Annotated in this window: 16 protein-coding genes; 9 read left to right on the plus strand and 7 right to left on the minus strand. The window is 69.0% G+C overall.

Going from position 1 to position 19,544, the window contains the following annotated elements; translation table 11 throughout:
* Together ON31_RS11200 and dnaE are read left to right on the plus strand one after the other, a co-directional pair.
* Window positions 1-503 (plus strand): serine hydrolase (locus ON31_RS11200; protein ID WP_039812544.1); only part of this gene is annotated, 503 nt, incomplete at its 5' end.
* A gap of 255 nt (window positions 504-758) precedes the next feature.
* On the plus strand, window positions 759-4,310 hold the full coding sequence (gene dnaE, locus ON31_RS11205) for a DNA polymerase III subunit alpha (RefSeq protein ID WP_039812546.1): 3,552 nt from the start codon (window positions 759-761) through the stop codon (window positions 4,308-4,310).
* Window positions 4,311-4,331: 21 nt separating this feature from the next.
* Here the strand turns inward: dnaE and ON31_RS11210 are convergent, their stop codons facing one another.
* Together ON31_RS11210 and ON31_RS11215 are read right to left on the minus strand one after the other, a co-directional pair.
* The gene (locus ON31_RS11210; RefSeq protein WP_051037102.1) at window positions 4,332-4,976 is read right to left on the minus strand and encodes an MspA family porin; all 645 of its coding nucleotides are present in this window, start codon (window positions 4,974-4,976) and stop codon (window positions 4,332-4,334) included.
* A gap of 67 nt (window positions 4,977-5,043) precedes the next feature.
* Entirely contained in the window at window positions 5,044-5,259 is a 216-nt protein-coding gene (locus ON31_RS11215; protein WP_039812548.1) for a hypothetical protein, read from the minus strand.
* A gap of 85 nt (window positions 5,260-5,344) precedes the next feature.
* Here ON31_RS11215 and ON31_RS11220 point away from each other — a divergent pair, with 85 nt between their 5' ends.
* From ON31_RS11220 to ON31_RS11230, 3 genes are all read left to right on the plus strand, one after another.
* Complete coding sequence (locus ON31_RS11220) at window positions 5,345-5,779, plus strand: nitroreductase family deazaflavin-dependent oxidoreductase (protein WP_029929211.1); 435 nt, start codon at window positions 5,345-5,347, stop codon at window positions 5,777-5,779.
* A 134-nt stretch (window positions 5,780-5,913) separates the two neighbouring features.
* Window positions 5,914-7,278, plus strand: a complete 1,365-nt coding sequence (ilvA, locus tag ON31_RS11225) for a threonine ammonia-lyase IlvA (RefSeq protein ID WP_085996387.1) — start codon at window positions 5,914-5,916, stop codon at window positions 7,276-7,278.
* 231 nt (window positions 7,279-7,509) lie between these two features.
* Window positions 7,510-8,718 (plus strand): T6SS phospholipase effector Tle1-like catalytic domain-containing protein, encoded by a 1,209-nt coding sequence (locus ON31_RS11230; protein ID WP_063821471.1) that lies wholly within the window; start codon window positions 7,510-7,512, stop codon window positions 8,716-8,718.
* 84 nt (window positions 8,719-8,802) lie between these two features.
* Here ON31_RS11230 and treY read toward each other — a convergent pair whose 3' ends face one another.
* From treY to ON31_RS11245, 3 genes are all read right to left on the minus strand, one after another.
* A complete protein-coding gene (gene treY / locus ON31_RS11235) occupies window positions 8,803-11,205 on the minus strand; it encodes a malto-oligosyltrehalose synthase (RefSeq protein ID WP_051037103.1) in 2,403 nt (800 codons plus the stop codon).
* 11 nt (window positions 11,206-11,216) lie between these two features.
* The gene (gene glgX / locus ON31_RS11240; RefSeq protein WP_039812551.1) at window positions 11,217-13,343 is read right to left on the minus strand and encodes a glycogen debranching protein GlgX; all 2,127 of its coding nucleotides are present in this window, start codon (window positions 13,341-13,343) and stop codon (window positions 11,217-11,219) included.
* Between the two features lie 147 nt (window positions 13,344-13,490).
* Window positions 13,491-14,042 (minus strand): cupin domain-containing protein, encoded by a 552-nt coding sequence (locus ON31_RS11245; RefSeq protein ID WP_039812554.1) that lies wholly within the window; start codon window positions 14,040-14,042, stop codon window positions 13,491-13,493.
* Between the two features lie 35 nt (window positions 14,043-14,077).
* Here ON31_RS11245 and ON31_RS11250 point away from each other — a divergent pair, with 35 nt between their 5' ends.
* Complete coding sequence (locus tag ON31_RS11250) at window positions 14,078-14,518, plus strand: MarR family winged helix-turn-helix transcriptional regulator (protein WP_039812556.1); 441 nt, start codon at window positions 14,078-14,080, stop codon at window positions 14,516-14,518.
* Window positions 14,519-14,741: 223 nt separating this feature from the next.
* Here ON31_RS11250 and ON31_RS11255 read toward each other — a convergent pair whose 3' ends face one another.
* Window positions 14,742-15,686, minus strand: coding sequence for a bifunctional helix-turn-helix transcriptional regulator/GNAT family N-acetyltransferase (locus ON31_RS11255; protein WP_039812558.1), 945 nt, complete (start codon window positions 15,684-15,686; stop codon window positions 14,742-14,744).
* Between the two features lie 157 nt (window positions 15,687-15,843).
* Between ON31_RS11255 and ON31_RS11260 the strand changes: the two genes are divergently transcribed.
* Window positions 15,844-17,112 carry an adenosylmethionine--8-amino-7-oxononanoate transaminase gene (locus ON31_RS11260; protein ID WP_039812561.1) on the plus strand — a complete coding sequence of 423 codons (1,269 nt, stop codon included), beginning with the start codon at window positions 15,844-15,846 and terminating at the stop codon, window positions 17,110-17,112.
* Window positions 17,113-17,162: 50 nt separating this feature from the next.
* On the opposite strand, the gene ON31_RS11265 is transcribed toward ON31_RS11260, so the two are convergent.
* Window positions 17,163-17,474, minus strand: coding sequence for a hypothetical protein (locus ON31_RS11265; protein WP_147287203.1), 312 nt, complete (start codon window positions 17,472-17,474; stop codon window positions 17,163-17,165).
* A 108-nt stretch (window positions 17,475-17,582) separates the two neighbouring features.
* Between ON31_RS11265 and ON31_RS11270 the strand changes: the two genes are divergently transcribed.
* Both ON31_RS11270 and bioD read left to right on the plus strand, forming a co-directional pair.
* The gene (locus tag ON31_RS11270) at window positions 17,583-18,737 is read left to right on the plus strand and encodes an 8-amino-7-oxononanoate synthase (RefSeq protein ID WP_039812564.1); all 1,155 of its coding nucleotides are present in this window, start codon (window positions 17,583-17,585) and stop codon (window positions 18,735-18,737) included.
* The gene (gene bioD, locus ON31_RS11275) at window positions 18,734-19,417 is read left to right on the plus strand and encodes a dethiobiotin synthase (protein WP_039812567.1); all 684 of its coding nucleotides are present in this window, start codon (window positions 18,734-18,736) and stop codon (window positions 19,415-19,417) included. The genes ON31_RS11270 and bioD overlap by 4 nt, the downstream gene beginning before the upstream one ends.
* Window positions 19,418-19,544: the final 127 nt, after the last annotated feature.

Consider the following 19,544-nt stretch of genomic DNA (forward strand, 5'->3'; position numbering starts at 1 on the left):
CGGCCGCCCGCGCGCTGTTCCTCCCGGGGCTGGAGGCGCTGCTCGACGGTGACGATCCGCCGATCCTGGCGACCGAACTGGCCGCGGGCAACGGCGTCTGCACCGCGTCCGGACTGGCCACCCTCTACGGGGCGCTGGCCGACGGCGGCATGGTGAACGGCCGCCGCTATCTCTCCCCGCAGACCGTCAAGGCGCTGTGCAAGGTGGAGAGCTACCGGCTCGACCACGCCCTGTTCTACATCCCGATGCTGTGGCGGATGGGCTACCACTCGCTGCCCATGCCGGGTGCGCGCGCGGGCTTCGGGCATATCGGACTGGGCGGCTCCTTCGGCTGGGCCGACCCGCGCTCGGGTCTCTCGGTCGGCTTCGTGCACAACCGGCTCGGCGTGGGCACCCTCAGCGCCGACCAGTTGGCCTCGGCCTGGGTGCTGCCGCTGGCGGTGCGCGGCGCACGGGCCGCCGCCCGGCGCGCGATCCCGAGCACCACTCGCCGCGCCGCCTGAGCGCGGCGCGCCGGTCCGGACCGGCGACGCCCGCCGCGACCGTTCCGGGACTCGCGATTCCCCCTGCGCCTACGGGTCCCGGAGCCCGCACCCCCCGCGCCCGAACCCGCGGGGGGTGCACATTCTCGGCGGAAATCCATGCGTAGCGGCGGTTTCCGTGATCTCCACCACGACACGCCGCGCGGCACGCCGTATCACCAGTCGCGACGTGTGGCGGAGTCAAAACCTGTCGGAGGGGACGCTTAGTATGTCTGCGTGTCAGCCTCGTCGGGTTCCTTCGTGCATCTCCACAACCACACCGAGTACTCGATGCTCGACGGCGCGGCGAAGATCACGCCACTGTTCAAGGAAGCGCATCGCCTCGGCATGTCCGCTGTCGGCATGACCGACCACGGCAATATGTACGGCGCGTCGGAGTTCTACAACACCGCCGTCAAACAGGGCATCAAGCCGATCATCGGTATCGAGGCGTACATCGCGCCCGAATCCCGCTTCAACACCAAGCGCGTGCAGTGGGGCGATCCGTCGCAGAAGAGCGACGACGTTTCCGGTTCGGGCGCCTACACCCATATGACCATGGTCGCGGAGAACGCGACCGGTCTGCGCAACCTGTTCAAGCTGTCGTCGCTGGCCTCCATCGAGGGTCAGCTCGGCAAGTGGGCGCGGATGGACGCCGAGATCATCGCCGAGCACGCCGCGGGCATCATCGCCACCACCGGGTGCCCCTCCGGCGAGGTGCAGACCCGGCTGCGCCTCGGCCAGGAGCGCGAGGCGCTGGAGGCCGCGGCCAAATGGCAGGAGATCTTCGGCCCGGAGAACTTCTTCCTCGAGATCATGGACCACGGCCTGTCCATCGAGCGCCGGGTGCGCGAGGGCCTGCTCATGGTGGGCGAGAAACTGGGCATTCCGCCGCTGGCCACCAACGACTGCCACTACGTGCACGAGTCCGACTCGGCCAACCACGAGGCGCTGCTGTGCATTCAGACCGGCAAGACGCTCTCGGATCCGACCCGCTTCAAATTCGACGGCTCCGGCTACTACCTCAAGTCGGCCGACGAGATGCGTGCCCTCTGGGATGCCGAAGTGCCCGGGGCCTGCGACAACACGGTGCTCATCGGCGAGCGGGTGCAGTCCTACGAGGAGGTCTGGGCGCACCGCGACCGGATGCCGGTCTTCCCGGTGCCCGAGGGCGAGACGCAGGCCAGCTGGCTGCACAAGGAGGTCATGCGCGGCCTGGAGTGGCGCTTCCCGAACGGGGTGCCGCAGGAATACGTCGACCGCGCGAAGTTCGAGCTCGACGTCATCATCCAGATGGGCTTCCCGGCCTACTTCCTGGTGGTCGGCGACCTCATCAAGTACGCCCGCTCGGTCGGCATCTACGTCGGCCCGGGTCGTGGTTCGGCGGCGGGCTCGCTGGTCGCCTTCGCCATGGGCATCACGAATATCGACCCCATCCCGCACGGGCTGCTGTTCGAGCGCTTCCTCAATCCGGAGCGCGTGTCCATGCCCGATATCGATATCGACTTCGACGATCGCCGTCGCGGTGAGATGGTCCGCTACGCCACCGAGAAGTGGGGCAGCGACAAGGTCGCCCAGGTGATCACCTTCGGCACCATTAAGACCAAGGCCGCGCTGAAGGACTCCGCGCGCGTCCAGTTCGGCCAGCCCGGCTTCGCCATCGCCGACCAGATCTCCAAGGCGCTGCCGCCGCCGATCATGGCCAAGGACATTCCGCTCGCGGGCATCATGGATCCCGAGCACGAGCGGTACAAGGAGGCCGCCGAGGTCCGGGAGCTCATCAACACCAACCCGGACGTCAACAAGATCTACGAGACCGCGCGCGGCCTCGAGGGCCTGATCCGTAACGCCGGTGTGCACGCCTGCGCGGTCATCATGTCCAGCGAGCCGCTCACCGACGCCATCCCGGTGTGGAAGCGCCCCCAGGACGGGGCCATCATCACCGGTTGGGACTACCCCAGCTGCGAGGCCATCGGCCTGCTGAAGATGGACTTCCTGGGCCTGCGCAACCTCACCGTCATCGGTGACGCCCTGGAGAACATCAAGGCCAACCGCGGTATCGACATCGACCTCGACACCCTGGCGCTGGAGGACACGGCCACCTACGAACTCCTCGCCCGCGGCGACACCCTCGGCGTCTTCCAGCTCGACGGCGGGGCCATGCGCGATCTGCTGCGGCGCATGCAGCCCACCGGCTTCGAGGACATCGTGGCCGTGCTGGCGCTGTACCGTCCCGGCCCCATGGGCATGAACGCCCACAACGACTACGCCGACCGCAAGAACGGGCGGCAAGAGGTCAAACCCATCCATCCGGAGCTCGAGGAGCCCCTGAAGGATATTCTGCGCGATACCTACGGCCTGATCGTGTATCAGGAGCAGATCATGCAGATCGCGCAGAAGGTGGCCGGGTACTCGCTCGGTCGAGCCGATATTCTGCGCCGCGCCATGGGCAAGAAGAAGGCCGAGGTGCTCGAGGCCGAGTTCGAGGGCTTCGAGAAGGGCATGCTGGAGAACGGCTTCAGCAAGCCCGCCATCAAGGCGCTGTGGGACACGATTCTCCCGTTCGCCGGTTACGCGTTCAACAAATCGCACGCCGCGGGTTACGGTCTGGTGTCCTTCTGGACCGCTTACCTCAAGGCCAACTATCCCGCCGAGTACATGGCCGGTCTGCTCACCTCCGTCGGTGACGACAAGGACAAGGCCGCTGTCTACCTGGCCGACTGCCGCCGCCTGGGCATCCAGGTGCTGCCGCCGGACGTCAACGAGTCCGAGATGGAATTCGCCTCGGTGGGCAACGACATTCGCTTCGGCCTGGGCGCGGTGCGCAATGTCGGCGCGAACGTGGTGGCCTCGATCATCGCCGCGCGCAAGGAGAAGTCGAAGTTCACCGATTTCTCCGACTACCTCAACAAGATCGATGCCATCGCCTGCACCAAGAAGGTCACCGAATCGCTGATCAAGGCGGGTGCTTTCGACTCCCTCGGGCATCCGCGCAAGGGCCTGCTGGTGGTGCACTCCGATGCCATCGACGCGGTGATGTCCACCAAGAAGGCCGAGGCCATGGGCCAGTTCGACCTCTTCGGCGGACTCGACGACGGCGACGACTCGGTGGCCAGCGTCTTCAATGTGAAGGTGCCCGACGAGGAGTGGGAGACCAAGCACAAACTCGCCCTGGAGCGGGAGATGCTGGGCCTGTACGTGTCCGGGCATCCGCTCAACGGCGTCGAACACGTGCTCGCGGCGCAGTCGGACACCCAGATCCCGGCCATTCTGGAGGGTGAGGTCAAGGACGGCGCGCAGGTCACCATCGGCGGCATCTTCGCCAATGTCACCCGCCGCGTGAACAAGAACGGCCTGCCCTGGGCGTCGGCGCAACTGGAGGATCTCACCGGTGGTATCGAGGTGTTGTTCTTCCCGCAGTCCTATTCGGTCTTCGGCATGGATGTCACCGAGGACGCCATCGTGCTGGTGAAGGCGCGCGTCTCCGCCCGCGACGACCGGGTCTCGCTCATCGCCAACGACCTGGTGGTGCCGGATCTGTCGGCCATCGGCGTGGAGAAGCCGCTGTCGGTGACCATTCCGACCCGCCTGTGCACGCCGGAGAAGATCGGCAAGCTCAAGCGCGTGCTGACCAGCCATCCGGGCACCGCCGACGTGCATATCCGCCACGTCGGCTCCCGCGACCGCACCACGGTGCTGAAAGTGGCGGACAATCTGCGGGTTTCGCCGTCCTCGGCACTCATGGGCGATCTCAAGGCGCTGCTGGGTCCGGGCTGCCTGACCGGCTGATCGGCCTATCGGTCCGGCCGGTCACAGCCAGGTGGGGTCGCCGAACACCCCGCCGGAGTCGTCCACCAGCGTCGAGGTCACCTGCATGTACGAGTAGCTGCGGATACTGACCGGACCGGTGCAGCTGTTGACGATGATGTGGAAGTCCCGGGTGATGGCCCACGCGGTATCGCCCGGGACGACCTGCTTCTCGGTGAGCTTCACCTCCTTGACCTCGCCGGGGGCGAGGGTGGCGGTGAGCACCGGGGCCACATAGGTCTGAATGCCGGTCTGGCCGTTGAGGTAGGGGATCGGGTTGGTGCCGCCGGTGCCGACATCGGGCAGGACATCGTCGGGGTAGATGCTCGAATTGAGCCCCAGCGCACCGTTGTTCAGATTCACCGCGCAGCCGACGTGGTATCCGGCGACCAGCGTGCCCGTGGCCCCGCCGTCGATGCGGCCGTAGACGGTATTGCTGACCAGTGCCTCACGGGTGGTGCCCACCTGGTTCAGCGGCGGAATCCGATGTACCGACTCGTCCTTGTGCCCGACGGTGAAACTGCCGATCGGTGAGGCGAATACCCGCTCGTGCGGGGGCAGGGCTTGGATGTCGGCCCGCGCCACGGGGGCGCCGAGGACCGCGCTGACGGTCAGAGCGAAACAGATGATCCCTGAGCGTGCGACCACCCCACGCAAAGTAGTAGCCGAACGGTATCAAGCCAGGTAGGACACGCTGACCGGGGTGGAATCGTAATCAGCCGCGGGCGCGGCCCACCAGCCAGCGAATGCTCGCGACAGTGGCAGCGGTGAGGACCGCGAGTTGGAGCGATCCGGTGATGAGGGCGAGGACCAGGCCGATCATCAGGGCGGCGGCGAGGGCCTCGAGTTTGTACACCGGCCAGGCCGAGCCCGCGATATCCACGGTCGCGCCGTGGGAGCGCGCCATTCGCGTCGGGTGAACCACTGCCATGTGCTCAGGGTACCCGGCGGTGAAAGTTCGGCCAAGCGAACTTCTTGTCGGGAACATAACAGGACCACCGGCTGTTTGCTCGTGCATGCCACTAACCGGAGAGTACGAACCCAGCACATCCGATTGGGCCCGTGAACAGGCCGAGAAGTATGAGGCATCCGACGGGGCCGAGGCCAACACCATGCAGGGCAAGCCCATCGTCCTGCTGACCACGCGGGGCGCGAAGTCCGGCAAACTCCGTAAGACCCCGCTCATGCGGGTGGAACACAATGGTGAGTACGCGGTCGTCGCCTCGCTCGGCGGCGCACCGAAGCATCCCGTCTGGTACTGGAACATCAAGGCCGATCCGCACGTCGAATTGCGCGACGGCGCGGTGGTGAAGGATTACGACGCCCGTGAGGTCTTCGGTGACGAGCGGGAACAGTGGTGGCAGCGCGCCGCCGAGGTGTGGCCCGACTACAACGAGTACACCAAGAAGACCGACCGGGTGATCCCGGTCTTCGTGCTGACCCCGCGCTGAGCGGACACTCGCGCATTCCTCGACGGCCGCCCGGGTGCGTGGACCACGCCGCCCGGGCGGTTTGTCGTTTCCCGGCGGTGATCGCGCGCACTTGGGACCGGTCGCCGAAATCTCGTCGCGACCTGCCCGCTAGCATGGGTCGGGTGTCGAATCCGCTCGAAGTCGCAGAGAAAGTGTCCACGCCGCCGCCCGCATTGACGGCGGACGAGATCGATGCTGCCGCGAAGCGAATTTCCGACATTATCGAGCCGACGCCGTTGCAGCGGATCGCGCGGCTGTCGGCGGCGACGGGTGCCGAGGTCTACCTCAAGCGTGAGGATCTCACGGCGGTGCGCTCCTACAAACTGCGCGGCGCCTACAACCTGATCGTCCAGTTGACCGCCGCCGAACGCCGGGCGGGCGTGGTCACCGCCAGCGCCGGAAATCACGCCCAGGGTGTGGCCTTCGCGTGCCGGGCCATGGGTATCTCGGGTCGCATCTACGTTCCGACCACCACGCCGAAGCAGAAGCGCGACCGCATCCGCGTGCACGGCGGCGAATACGTCGATCTCATCGCCGTCGGCGACACCTACGACGCCGCCGCGGCCGCCGCGGCCGTCGATGTGGAGCGCACCGGCGCGACCATGGTTCCCCCCTTCGACGATCCGCGCACCGCGGCTGGGCAGGGCACCATCGCCGCCGAATTCCTGGAGCAACTGGGCAGCGCCCCCGATCTGGTGATCGTGCCGGTGGGCGGCGGCGGCTGCCTCGCCGGTGTCGGCACCTATCTGCGGGAGCGGTCGCCGAGCACCGCGATCCTGGGGGTGGAACCGTCCGGGGCCGCCTCCATGACCGCCGCGATGGTGGCGGGCGGCCCGGTCACCCTGCCCGAGATCGATCCCTTCGTGGACGGGGCGGCGGTGCGCCGTATCGGCGCGGTGCCGTATCAGGCGGTGTCGCGGTTCGGCGGCCGGGTGCGTTCGCATGCCTCGCTGCCACTGCTCACCACCACCGAATCCCTGCCCGGCGCAGGGCATTTCCGCATGATGCAGGTCGACGAGGGCGCCATCTGCACCACCATGCTGGAGCTGTACCAGAACGAGGGCATCGTGGCCGAACCGGCCGGGGCGCTGTCGGTCTCGGCGCTGTCGGTCGTCGACATCGAACCCGGGTCCACGGTGGTGTGCCTGCTTTCGGGCGGCAACAACGACGTGTCGCGCTACGGCGAGGTGATCGAGCGATCGCTGGTGCACCAGGGGCTGAAACACTATTTCCTGGTGGACTTCCCGCAGGAGCCGGGGGCGCTGCGGCGTTTTCTGGACGAGGTGCTCGGCCCGGAGGACGACATCACCCTGTTCGAATACGTCAAGCGCAACAACCGGGAGACCGGTGCGGCGCTGGTCGGCATCGAACTGGGCGCTCCCGACGCGCTGGGGCCGCTGCTCAAGCGCATGGAGGCATCGCCCATCCAGGGTGAGCGGCTGGAGCCGGGCTCACCCGCCTACCGCTACCTCACCTGAGCCCCACCCGAATTCGAACGTCGAGGCCCCGAGTCGATCACGGCTCGGGGCCGTCTCTTTCCGGTCGGCTCTTTTCCGGTTCGCCGCGCGGCGGGCGGCGGCGTATCGCAGAATGTAGGCCGTCATTCCCGGGGGATTGTCACGGGGTTAACGGGGGTTCGGGGGCGTCGCGATGATTCGAGTAGTCGACTACGCACGAAACCGAACGTCCTGGGCGGGAGGATACGTTCCATGAAACGGCTCGTAGTGTGCTGTGACGGCACCTGGAAGGCCGAGTCCGACGACACGGTCTCCAATATCGTGAAAATCGCGCAGACAGTGCGCATCACCGGTACCGACAAGAGCGGGAGCACCGTTGGCCAGCGGGTGTTCTACGTCTCCGGTCCCGGTGCCGGGGGATTCACCTCGGATCGGCTGCTGGGCGGGGCGTTCGGACTCGGCCTGGAGGCCAATCTGTGGTCGGCGTACTGGCAGGTGGCGCTGAACTGGAAGCCGGGCGACGAGATATACATCTTCGGGTTCAGCCGCGGCGCGTACACCGCGCGCAGTCTCGCCGGAATGATCACGCGGCTGGGCATTCTCACCGATGAGGCCATGATCTGCGGTAAGTACCGCGATGCCCAGCGCATCTACAAGCAGCGCAAGAAGCATATCGACGATCCGGATCCGCCCGAGTGGGAACGCTTTCGGAAGCGCTACGCGTATCCGGAACGACCGAAGATCAACTTCCTGGGCGTGTTCGATACCGTTGGGGCCATGGGCATTCCGGGTGTCACCGCCTGGCGGCACCGCTTCCACGATGTGCGGCTGTCCAGTGTGGTGCACTGCGCCCGCCAGGCTCTCGCCATCGACGAACGCCGCCGCGCCTTCGAACCGTGCCTGTGGGAGATCCCCGTCGAACTGGGCGAGAAGTATCGCCGCACCGACCGTGTGAAACAGGTCTGGTTCGAGGGCGTGCACAGCGATATCGGCGGCGGCTACCCCGAATGCGGCCTCTCCGACACCACCCTGCACTGGATGATCCGCGAGGCCGAGGCCGAGGGCCTGGAATTCGACCACGACCGGCTGCGCTCCCTCATGAGCCACTGCGTCCCCGTCGAGCACCACAAACGTCACGACTCCCTGGGCCTGGGCTTCCGCATCCTGAACTACGTCCGCCTGGTCCGGAAATGGCGCACGCCCCGCTTCTACTGGGACTCCTGGCGCAAACTCCTGCACCACACCGACCGGAGTGTCTACTTCGCCTCCACGGTCCGCATCCGCGACGGCTACACCCCCGGCAATCTGCGCCGCTGGCTGCTCGAACACGGTGGCGCAGCGAACACGATTCCGGCGGATCTGGTCGAACCCATCGACCTACCGCCCGCCCCGGCGCCGACCTACACCGCGAACGGCGACACCGCCGACCGCGGAGCGGAGAAACTACCTGCACCGGCTTGACCGAGCGATGGCAGGGCACCCTGACGGTGCCGTCCGAGGTCGCCCGTGGTACTCGAACAGTCCCTCCTCGGCCCAGCCTGTACGTCAGCGCACCAGCAGGGCCACCGGGAGTCGGGCGAAGAGCTTCTCCAGGCGAGCGCGGCCGGAGAAGGTGTGGCCGGTGAGGCGGTCGGTCCAGTCACCCTGCGGGAGGTCGAGAACCGTATCGGTCCAACCGGTTTCGGCCAGCGCCACACTGTGGCGGGTGGCGGCGACGATCACCTCGGGAGGTTCGCCGCGGCGGCCGCGGGCGTAGGCGATGAGGCGCTGGGCGTGGTCGCCGGTGGCGAACAGCGGGGTGTAGGTGCCGCCGACGAAGCATTCGGGGCGTTCGCGGCGCAACCACAGGGCGTAGGCGACGATCCACATCTTGGCCGCTCCGGATGGGTCGAGATCCGGTGTGCCGGTGAGGGATTGCAGCAGCAGATTGCGGTGGTTGAAGTCGACGGGGCGGCGGTTGTCGGGATCGACGAGGGAATCCTCCCACAATTCGCAGCCCTGGTAGACGTCCGGGATACCCGGGCCGCCGAGTTGCAGCAGCTTCTGCGCCAGCGAGTCCGACCAGGCGTGCGGGGCGAGATCGGCCACCAGATCCCCGAGTTCGGCGCCGACCGGGCCGTCGATCACCGTGTCGATCCACTGGTGCACCGCCTGCTCGAACTCGATATCCGGTTCCTCCCACGAGGTTCGGGTACCGGCCTCGCGCATCGCCTTCTCCGCGAACAGGTGCAGCCGATCGCGCAGCCCGGGCACGGTGGCGGCCGGGCGGCCGTCGGCGGGCCAGACGCCGAACATGTTCTGCAGCAGGAACAGGGTGGTCGCGCCGTCGGGGCCGGGCGCGATCTCGTCCCAGGCGGTCACCGCCTGCGCCCAGGTGTCGGCCACCTGCGACAGCACCCCGATGCGGGCGCGCACATCCTCACCGCGCTTGGTGTCGTGCGTGGACAGTGCGGTCATACCGGCGGGCCAGCGCGTCGCGCGCTCGGCGTTGGCGAGGTGGAATTCGATGGGCGAGCAGCCGAAGCGCACCGGATCGGCGCCCATCTCCTGGAGCGACACCAGCCGGGCCGCCCGGTAGAACATGGTGTCCTCCACCGCTTTCGCGGTGATCGCCCCGCCCACCTGATGGAAGCGCGTGGCCGCCTCGCCGCCCACTGCCAGCGCCGTCACCAGCACCTGCAGCGGCGTGGTCAGTTCGCTGTTGCGCCGCGCCACCTCGGCCACCACCGCGCCCACCATCCCGGCCAGCGGCGCGTAGTCGGTGCGGTACACCGGCATGAACGACAGCACCTCGATGGTGGCGTTGGTCAGCGCCATGGTGTCGCAGGTCTCGGCCTTGGCGTCGCGCTTGATCGCCGCCACCAGCCGCCGCATTTCCGGCACCAGCATGGTCTCGGCCACCGCGCGTTTGATGCGGTGCTCCTGCTCGGTGAACCAGGCGCGGTCGCTGCCGTGCCCGGTGAACTGCCTGGACAGTTCGGTCAGCGCCGGCTCGCCGTCCGGATCGAGCAGCACGCCGCCGAGGTCGGCGAGCGCGTCGTAGCCGGTGGTGCCGTCGATGGGCAGGGTGGCGTCCAGCGGTTCCCGATTGGACAGCACCTTCTCCACCAGCAGCAGCCGCTGCGGTCCGATGAGTCGCCGCAGCCGGGTCAGATACTCGGTGGGCCGGGCCAGTCCGTCCGGATGGTCGACCCGCACACCGTCGATGAGATCGTGTTCGCACCAGGCGGCCAGCTCCCGATGGGTGGCGTCGAAGACGGCGGTCTCCTCCTGCCGCACCGCCGCCAACCCGCCGACGGTGAAGTAGCGCCGATATCCGCACAGCCCGGACTTCCAGGTGACCAGCCGATAGTGCTGTTTGTCGTGCGTGCGCAGCGCGTTCTCGCCGTCGGTGCCGGGCGCGATGGGGAAACGCAGATCGCGCAGCGCCAGCATGGGTTCGGGCCCGGTGCGGTCCACGCTCAGCGCCGCCACATCGGTCTCCCCGGCCAGTACCGGCAGCGCGATCCGGCCGCCCGCACCATTGCCGGTACTCCAGTCGATATCGAAGTAGTGCGCGTACGGGGACTGTTTGCCGTTGCGCAGCACATCCCACCACCACGGGTTCTGCCGTGGATCGGCCACACCCACGTGGTTGGGCACCAGATCCACGATCAGGCCCATGCCGCGCCCGCGCACCTCGTCGGAGAGCGCCTTGAAACCGGCCGGGCCGCCCAGCGCCGCCGAGACCGTGGTGGGGTCGGTGACGTCGTAGCCGTGGGTGGAGCCGGGCATGGCGGTCAGGACGGGGGACAGGTACAGATGCGAGATCCCGAGCTGCTGCAGGTATTCGGCGATGGCGCGGGCGTCGGCGAAGGTGAGCGCGTCCGGTCGCAGCTGCAGCCGGTAGGTGCTGCGCACGGGGGTGCGCCGGGCGATGGCGTCGGTGCTGTGTTCAAGGCTGGTCATGGCTGTATCGATCATGCAGTACGGCGGAGGACGAGCAGGCAGCGTGCGGGGACTTCCACGGGTGTGCGGGCGTGGTATACGCGGTCGGGTGGGGCTCCGGTCGGGGTCGAACAGTCCAGCGCCACAGTCCATTCGGCGCCGTGGTCCGGGTCGGGCAGGGTGCAGGGCAGGGGCTCGTCGTGGGCGTTGAAGCACAGCAGGAACGAATCGTCGGTGATGCGTTCCCCGCGCGGCCCGGGTTCGGCGATGGCGTCGCCGTTGAGGAAGACGGTCAGCGACCGCCCGAAGCCGTTGTCCCAGTCGGCGGCGGTCATCTCGGTGCCCTCGGGGGTGAACCAGCCGATATCGCCGGGGTGGGCGTGTTCGGGGGCGGGGCGGCCGTCGAAGAAGCGCCGCCGCCGGAACACCGGATGCGCGGTGCGCAGCGCGACGGCGCGGCGGGTGAAGGCGAGCAGATCGGCATTCGTGCGCATGAGCGACCAATCCATCCAGGACAGCTCGGAATCCTGACAGTAGGCATTGTTGTTGCCGCGCTGGGTGCGACCGAATTCGTCGCCGTGCAGCAGCATCGGCGTGCCTTGGGACAGCAGCAGCGTGGCGAGCAGATTGCGCTGCTGCCGGGCGCGCAGTGCGAGCACGGCGGGATCGTCGGTCTCGCCCTCCACCCCGCAGTTCCAGGAGCGGTTGTAGGTTTCGCCGTCGCGGTTGCCCTCGCCGTTGGCCTCGTTGTGTTTCTCGTTGTAGGACACCAGGTCCGCGAGGGTGAAACCGTCGTGCGCGGTGACGAAGTTGATGGACGCGCCGGGGCGGCGGCCGGTGGTCTCGTACAGGTCCGAGGAGCCGGTCAGCCGGGAGGCGAACTCGCCCAGGGTCGCCGGTTGTCCACGCCAGTAATCCCGCACGGTGTCACGATATTTGCCGTTCCATTCGGTCCACAGCACCGGGAAGTTGCCGACCTGATAGCCGCCCTCGCCCACGTCCCAGGGTTCGGCGATGAGTTTGACCTGACTGACCACCGGATCCTGGTGCACCAGGTCGAAGAAGGTGGACAGCCGGTCCACATCGTGCAGTTCGCGCGCCAGGGTGGCGGCCAGGTCGAAGCGGAACCCGTCGACGTGCATGTCGAGCACCCAGTAGCGCAGCGAATCCATGATCAGTTGCAGGGTGTGCGGATGGCGGACGTTGAGGCTGTTTCCGGTGCCCGTGTAATCCATGTAGTGCTGCGGATTGTCGTCCACGAGACGGTAGTAGGCGGCGTTGTCGATGCCGCGGAAGCCGATGGTGGGCCCGAATTCGTTGCCTTCGGCGGTGTGGTTGTAGACCACGTCCAGAATGACTTCGATACCGGCGGCGTGCAGGGCGCGCACCATGGCCTTGAACTCGGTGACGGCCGCACCCGGGGCCGGGTTGGCGGCGTACTCGTGATGCGGGGCCAGATAGCCGAAGCTGTTGTAGCCCCAGTAGTTCCGCAGGCCGCGATCCAGCAGCACGCGGTCCTGGAGGAACTGGTGCACCGGCATGAGTTCGACGGCGGTGACGCCGAGGCCGCGCAGATGGTCGACGATGGCCGGATGCGCCATCCCGGCGTAGGTGCCGCGCAGTGCCGGCGGCACCTCGGGGTGGGTGACGGTCATGCCCTTGACATGGGCCTCGTAGATGACCGTCTCGTGGTAGGGGCGTTTGGGCGAGCGGTCGTCGGCCCAGTCGAAGTACGGGTTGATCACCACGCCGGTCATGGTGTGGCCGAGGGAGTCCCGGCCCGGCGTGTACGGGGCGGGATGGCTGTCGAATTGCCCGTCGAACGCCTTGCCGTAGGGGTCGAGCAGCAGTTTGCTCGGATCACAGCGCAGTCCGCGTTCGGGTTCGAACGGCCCGTGCACCCGGAAACCGTAGCGCTGGCCGGGGCCGATGGCGGGCACGTAGCAGTGCCACACGTACCCGTCCACCTCGTCGAGCGGAATCCGCTGCTCGCGGTCGCGGTCGTCGATGAGGCACAGTTCGACCCGCTCGGCCACCTCGGAGAACAGCGAGAAATTGGTGCCCGCGCCGTCGTAGGTCGCGCCCAGGGGGTACGCGGTGCCCGGCCAGACGCCCAGTGGCGTGCGGTCCGGGGCGGCGGAGGACGACGGCATAGCCATGACAGTATCGGCCGGAGCCGGGCCGGTGGTGTGGTGGGCTCCGCTGCCGCGCGGGGGATCGGGTGGCTCGCCGCGCGATCGGCGCACGACGGGGCGCGGGTTGTCCGCCCGTCCCTGTGCGCCGGGTGTTCGCTCGGTCGTGCCCGGCTACTGTGTCGCGGCGGCCGAAGTGCGCAGCCAGCGGCGTTCGTAGCCGAGGGCGCGGGCGAGGCGGGCCAGGCCGCCGAGGACGGTGCGCTGGAGTCGCGGCGGGATGCCCCCGAGATAGCCGTCCTGGTAGTCCCACAGCAGGGCGAGGGCCAGTGGGTCGCGGGGTACGCGGCCGGCCACGGTGGTCTTTCCGGCGGCGTCGAGCGCGTGCCAGAGTTCGAACATGGCCCAGTGGTGCAGTGGCGGGCGGATCTCGTGGTCGATCTCGGTGTCGGCGGCCTCGTTCCAGAACTCGTGCACCACCCCGGCGGGTGCGACGGCCGAATCGCCCTGCCGCGCGATCACTTCCGTGCCGTCGATGCGGAAGCGCAGCGCGCCTCGGCGCACCGTCCACCGTTCGGCGAGGGTGGGGTGCCAGTGCGGTCCCGCCTGGCGGCCGGGGGTGGGCAGCAGATGGCGCAGCCGCAGATAGGGGCCGTGCTCATCGGTGTCCTCCGCGACGAGGGTGACCCGGTGGCCGTTGCGGAATGTGAGTGTGCACTCGTCCATTCCTCAATTACAAAGGTATCCTTCATAATATGTCAATGGCCGAACGGTCCGTATCGCCGGAGTCCATCCTGAAACTGCTGGTCCGCACCACCCGCGCCGTCGAAGACGAGCTCAACCGCGCACTGCGCGCCGAACTCCACCCCGACCTGCGCCCCGCCCACTACGCGGTGTTCCGCCACCTCGAGCCCGAGGGATCGCGCGTCACGGCCCTCGCCGACGCCGCGGGCATGACCCAGCAGTCCATGGGCGAGCTCGTCACCCGCCTGGAGCGCTGCGGCTACGTCACCCGGACCGTCGACCCCGTCGACCGCCGCGCCCGCCTGGTCGTCCTCACCGCCTCCGGCCACGCCGCCCTCGCCACCGCGGCCCGGCGACTCGCCGAGATCGAAGCGCGCCTGTCCGACGCCCTGGGCGACAGCGGTTTCGCCGAACTCCGCCGCCAACTCGACCGCGCCCGCGCCGCTGTGACGGGGTGACGCCTTGCTACGCAGGCGGTTGGCGTATCGGCCGGTTGGTGTGCTGCCCGGCGGAAGTGCTGACGCTCCGAAGCCTTGACGCCGGACGGGTCGCCAGGCACCCCGGCTCGCTGGCGGTCAGTGCACCGGACGTGCGGAGGAGTCGACGGTCGACCAGCCCGCATCCGGGGCGGTCGATGCGGCGGTCGTGGCGTGCTGCGTGGTGTCGGATGTATGTCCGGTGTCAGGGGATCAGTGCGCGTCGCCAGGTCTGGCCGATCAGGTCCACGCCGAAGCTGTGGTGCGGATTCGACTCCACCGGTTCGAATCCCGCGCGTTCGTAGATGCGGCGGGCGGCGGTGAGGACGTCGTTGGTCCACAGCACTATCTCGCGGTAGCCGGCCGCGCGGGCGAAGGTGAGGCAGGCGTCCACCAGGGCGGTGCCGACACCGAGGCCGCGGGCGCCGGGTTCCACCAGCAGCAGGCGCAGGCGGGCGGTGGTGTCGGAGTCGCGCATGCAGTACACCGCGCCGAGCGGTTCGCCGTCGCGGTCGGCGATCCAGGCCCGTTCCCGCTGCGGGTCATGGGTTTTCAGATAGTCGGCGATAATGCGGGCGACGAGAGCCTCGTAGTCGGCGTTCCAGCCGTATTCGGCGGCGTAGAGCACGGCATTGCGGTGGATGACCCAGCCGTGGTCGCCGGGGGCGGGGGCGCGCAGTGTGAACGCCGGTGCGTCCGAGGCGGGTTCGAGGATGTGCTCGATCGTGCGCATGGCCGCGATCAGCCGTTCGCGGTCGGCGGCCGGAACGTCGGCGAGCAGTGCGGCGGTATCGCGGCTGGAGCGATTGTCGAGGTCGGCGAAGGTGTCCCAGCCGTGGTCGGTGAGTCGCACCTCCTGGATGCGGCGGTCTCGTTCGGCGCGGCGGCGCTCGACGAGTCCGTCGGCCTCGAAGCGGGCCAGGATACGGCTGAGATAGCCGGGGTCCAGGCCGAGGGACCGGCGCAGCGTCACCACTTCCAGGGGGCCGGAATCGGCCAGTTCGAACAGGATTCGCGCCTCGGTGAGCGAGAAGGGGGTGTCCACGAGGCCCTCGCGCAGCACGCCGATCACCCGGGTGTAGCGGCGGTTGAAGGCGCGGACGGCGGCGATCTGCCGCATATCCGGGGCGGTGTCGGTCGAGGTGCCCATCTCGGCTCCAATCCTTTGACTCAGTCAAAGAGTTATGTTCAGCAGATTACGCCGGGTGGCCGCGTCCCGAAAGGTGCGGTGGTAACTTGAACGGCGTTCAAGCTCGCGCCCGGCGGATTCCGGGGCGGGGTACGACACCTGGCGAAGGACCGCACCCGTGGCACTGACCCCCGACGAGATCACCGCCCTCGACGCCGCCCATGTCTGGCATCCCTACGGCGGCTTCCCGGCCACCACCGAACCCCTGGTGGTCGAATCCGCCGCGGGCACCCGCCTCACCCTCGCCGACGGCCGGGAACTGGTGGACGGCATGAGCTCGTGGTGGGCGGCGGTGCACGGCTACCGGCATCCGGTGCTCGACGCGGCGCTGTTGGCCCAGTCGCGCCGGATGAGCCACGTCATGTTCGGCGGCCTCACCCACGAACCCGCCGCGCGCCTGACCCAACTGCTGGTCGAGCACACACCCGCGGGGCTGGACAAGGTGTTCCTCTGCGATTCCGGGTCCGTGTCGGTCGAGGTCGCGGTGAAGATGTGCCTGCAGTACTGGCGCGCGCGCGGCCGCCCGGGCAAACACCGGCTGCTCACCTGGCGCGGCGGCTACCACGGCGACACCTTCACGCCCATGAGCGTGTGCGATCCCGAGGGCGGCATGCACGCGCTGTGGACCGACGTGCTCACCCCGCAGCATTTCGTCCCGGCCCCGCCGCGCGGCTACGTACCCGACTATGTCGCCGAACTCGAGCGCGCACTCGCCGCGCACGCCGACGAACTGGCCGCCGTCATCGTCGAACCGGTCGTCCAGGGCGCGGGCGGCATGCGCTTCCACGACCCCCGCTACCTCACCGACCTGCGCCGCCTCTGCGACGAACACGGCATCCTGCTGATCTTCGACGAGATCGCCACCGGATTCGGCCGCACCGGAACGCTTTTCGCCGCCGACCAGGCGGGCGTGCGCCCGGATGTGCTGTGCGTGGGCAAGGCGCTCACCGGCGGCTACCTGACCCTGGCCGCGGCGCTGTGCACCGCCGAGATCGCCGAAACCCTCAGTGCCGCACACGGGGGGCTCATGCACGGGCCGACCTTCATGGGCAACCCCCTAGCCTGCGCGGTCGCCGTCGCCTCCATCGAACTGCTGCTGTCGCGGGACTGGCGCGGCGAAGTGGCCCGCATCGAATCCGAACTCCGGACCGGGATCGCGCCCGCCCGCGACCTCCCCGGGGTCGTGGAGGCGCGGGTGCTCGGCGCGATCGGCGTCATCGAACTCGACCACCCCGTCGACATGCGCAAGGCCACCCACGCCGCCGTGGACGCCGGAGTGTGGTTGCGGCCCTTCCGCAATCTGATCTACTGCATGCCGCCGTTCATCAGCACCACCGAGGACGTGCGCCGGATCACCGCCGCCATGCTGGCCGCGGCCGCCGCCTGAGCGGTGGTCAGCGCCTGCCGGTGGTCAGCGCCTGCCGTGATTCGCGCTGATCAGTGGTTGGCGCGGCGTTCCCGCAGCCGCTCCTGCTCCTCGCTGTCCGACAGCACCTCCCACACCCGGAACAGACAGTGGAAATCGTCGGACCAGCCGCGGGCGATGAGCATGTAGTTGTCGCCGTCGCGCAGCACGGTGCGACGGCTGACGAGCTTGGGGTGGTCCGGAACGAATTTGCCGACCAGTTCCGACAACTTGGCCACGGCCTGTTCCCGGGTTCCCACCACCTCGGCGAGCACCTTGGGGGACCAGATCTTGTTGTCTCCGAAGCCGGTTGTCTGTTCGACCACTATTGCCCAACGTGGCATACATCTCTCCTACCTCGGTCTCCCAGGATAGCGACGTCGGGCCGCGGTGAGGGCCGATCCGACCCGCTCCACCCCACCCTGAACGCTGTTCAAGTATGCTGCGGAGCTGTGAGTGTCGATCCCTTGCGATGGTTGGACGAACGCGCCGCAGAACGGGTGCGCGCCGGGCTGCGCCGCGAACTGCGGCCGCGCGCGTCCGAGGGCGAGGCCATCGACCTGGCCTCCAACGACTACCTCGGGCTCACCCGGCATCCGGAGGTGATCGAGGGCGCGGTCGCGGCGGTGCGGCGCTGGGGCGCGGGTGCCACGGGTTCGCGGCTGGTGACCGGTACCACCGCCGAACACGAACTGCTGGAAACCGAACTCGCCGAATTCGTCGGCGCACCGGCGGGATTGGTGTTCGCCTCCGGTTACGCCGCCAATCTGGGCGTGGTCACCGCGCTGGCCGGGCGCGGTGCGCTGGTGGTGTCGGATGCGGGCAGCCACGCCTCGCTGGTGGACGCCTGCCGCCTGTCGCGGGCGCGGGTGGAGATCGCCCCGCATCGCGACGTGGACGCCGTGGACCGGCTGCTGGCCCGGCGCGTCGAGGAATGCGCTCTGGTGCTCACCGATTCGGTCTTCAGCGCCGACGGCGATCTCGCGCCGCTGCGGGAACTGCACCGCGTCACCCGCGCCCGGGGCGCGGTCCTGGTGGTGGACGAGGCGCACGGATTCGGCGTGCGCGGCACGGGCGGTCGCGGGCTGGTGCACGAATGCGGGCTGGCGGGCGAACCGGATCTGGTGATCACCGCGACGCTGTCCAAGGCCCTGGGCGCACAGGGCGGTGCGGTCCTCGCCAGCGAGCGGGTGCGTGCCCACCTCATCGACTCCGCCCGGACGTTCATCTTCGACACCGGACTCGCCCCCGCCGCCGTCGGAGCCGCCCGCGCCGCCCTGGGCGTCCTGCGCCGCGACCCCGGCCTGGCCGGTCGGGTGCTCGACCGGGCGGCCGACCTGGCCCGGATCGCCGGTGTGGCACAACCCGATTCGGCCGTGGTGTCGGTGGTGCTCGGCGAGGCGCAACTCGCCTACGACGCCGCCGTCGCCTGCCGCGACCGGGGCCTCAGTGTCGGCTGCTTCCGCCCGCCCTCGGTCCCCGAGGGCACCTCACGGTTGCGCCTCACCGCCCGCGCCGACCTCACCCCCGCCGAACTCGACACCATCGCAACGGTTCTCGGCGAGGTGCTGGCGCGGGCGCGCGGGCAGCAGACGGTTCCGGCATGAGCGTTCTCTTCGTAACCGGCACGTCCACCGATGTCGGCAAGACCATGGTCACCGCCGCGCTGGCGGCGACCGCACGGGCGGCCGGGGCGCGGGTGGCGGTGTGCAAGCCCGCCCAAACCGGGGTCGCGCCAGGCGAACCCGGTGACCTGGCCGTCGTCGAACGACTCAGCGGGGTCACCCGCACCCTGGAACTGGCGCGCTATCCCGATCCGCTGGCCCCCGATACCGCCGCGCGCCGCTGCGGTCGGCCGCTGCTGACCCTCGCCGATACGGCGGCGGCGGTGGAATCGCTGGCCGACGCCGACCTCACCCTGGTGGAGGGCGCGGGTGGCCTGCTGGTGCGGATGGGCGAATTCACCCTGCTCGACCTCGCGCAGAAGCTCGGCGCACCGGTGCTGCTGGTGGCCGCCGCCGGGTTGGGCACCCTGAACCACAGCGAATTGACCACGCGCACACTGGCGTCGGCGGGTGTCCCGTGCGCGGGCCTGGTCATCGGCGCTTGGCCGGACGAACCCGACCTCGCCGCCACCTGCAATCGCGCCGACCTACCCGCCGTCACCGGCGTCGACCTGGTCGGCACCCTCCCCTCCGGCGTCGGCTCCTGGCCCGCCGCCCGCTTCGCCGCCGCCGCGCCCGACTGGTTCGACGCCGACTGGCGCGCCCGCTACCTGCCCGGCTGAACTGTCGGCGCGGTACCGCCGCCCTGAGTTCGGCCGCGGCCGGGGCCCTGAATCACCGCGCCACACCGGTGAGTCGTAGTGCCGCCGCGCGCGTCGCAGTGGCCCACTGGCAGTGGGCGGTCCAGCC

This window comes from Nocardia otitidiscaviarum NBRC 14405 (genome assembly GCF_000308635.1).
GTDB lineage: Bacteria > Actinomycetota > Actinomycetes > Mycobacteriales > Mycobacteriaceae > Nocardia > Nocardia otitidiscaviarum.

Bases quoted from the DNA above. Each gene is read 5' to 3' on its own strand.
- ON31_RS11230 (WP_063821471.1), top strand. From the start codon at position 7,510: ATGAAACGGCTCGTAGTGTGCTGTGACGGCACCTGGAAGGCCGAGTCC.
- treY (WP_051037103.1), bottom strand. From the start codon at position 11,205: ATGACCAGCCTTGAACACAGCACCGACGCCATCGCCCGGCGCACCCCC.
- ON31_RS11250 (WP_039812556.1), top strand. From the start codon at position 14,078: ATGGCCGAACGGTCCGTATCGCCGGAGTCCATCCTGAAACTGCTGGTC.
- bioD (WP_039812567.1), top strand. From the start codon at position 18,734: ATGAGCGTTCTCTTCGTAACCGGCACGTCCACCGATGTCGGCAAGACC.
- ilvA (WP_085996387.1), top strand. From the start codon at position 5,914: ATGGGTCGGGTGTCGAATCCGCTCGAAGTCGCAGAGAAAGTGTCCACG.
- ON31_RS11265 (WP_147287203.1), bottom strand. From the start codon at position 17,474: ATGCCACGTTGGGCAATAGTGGTCGAACAGACAACCGGCTTCGGAGAC.
- glgX (WP_039812551.1), bottom strand. From the start codon at position 13,343: ATGGCTATGCCGTCGTCCTCCGCCGCCCCGGACCGCACGCCACTGGGC.
- ON31_RS11215 (WP_039812548.1), bottom strand. From the start codon at position 5,259: ATGGCAGTGGTTCACCCGACGCGAATGGCGCGCTCCCACGGCGCGACC.
- ON31_RS11255 (WP_039812558.1), bottom strand. From the start codon at position 15,686: ATGGGCACCTCGACCGACACCGCCCCGGATATGCGGCAGATCGCCGCC.
- ON31_RS11245 (WP_039812554.1), bottom strand. From the start codon at position 14,042: ATGGACGAGTGCACACTCACATTCCGCAACGGCCACCGGGTCACCCTC.
- ON31_RS11220 (WP_029929211.1), top strand. From the start codon at position 5,345: ATGCCACTAACCGGAGAGTACGAACCCAGCACATCCGATTGGGCCCGT.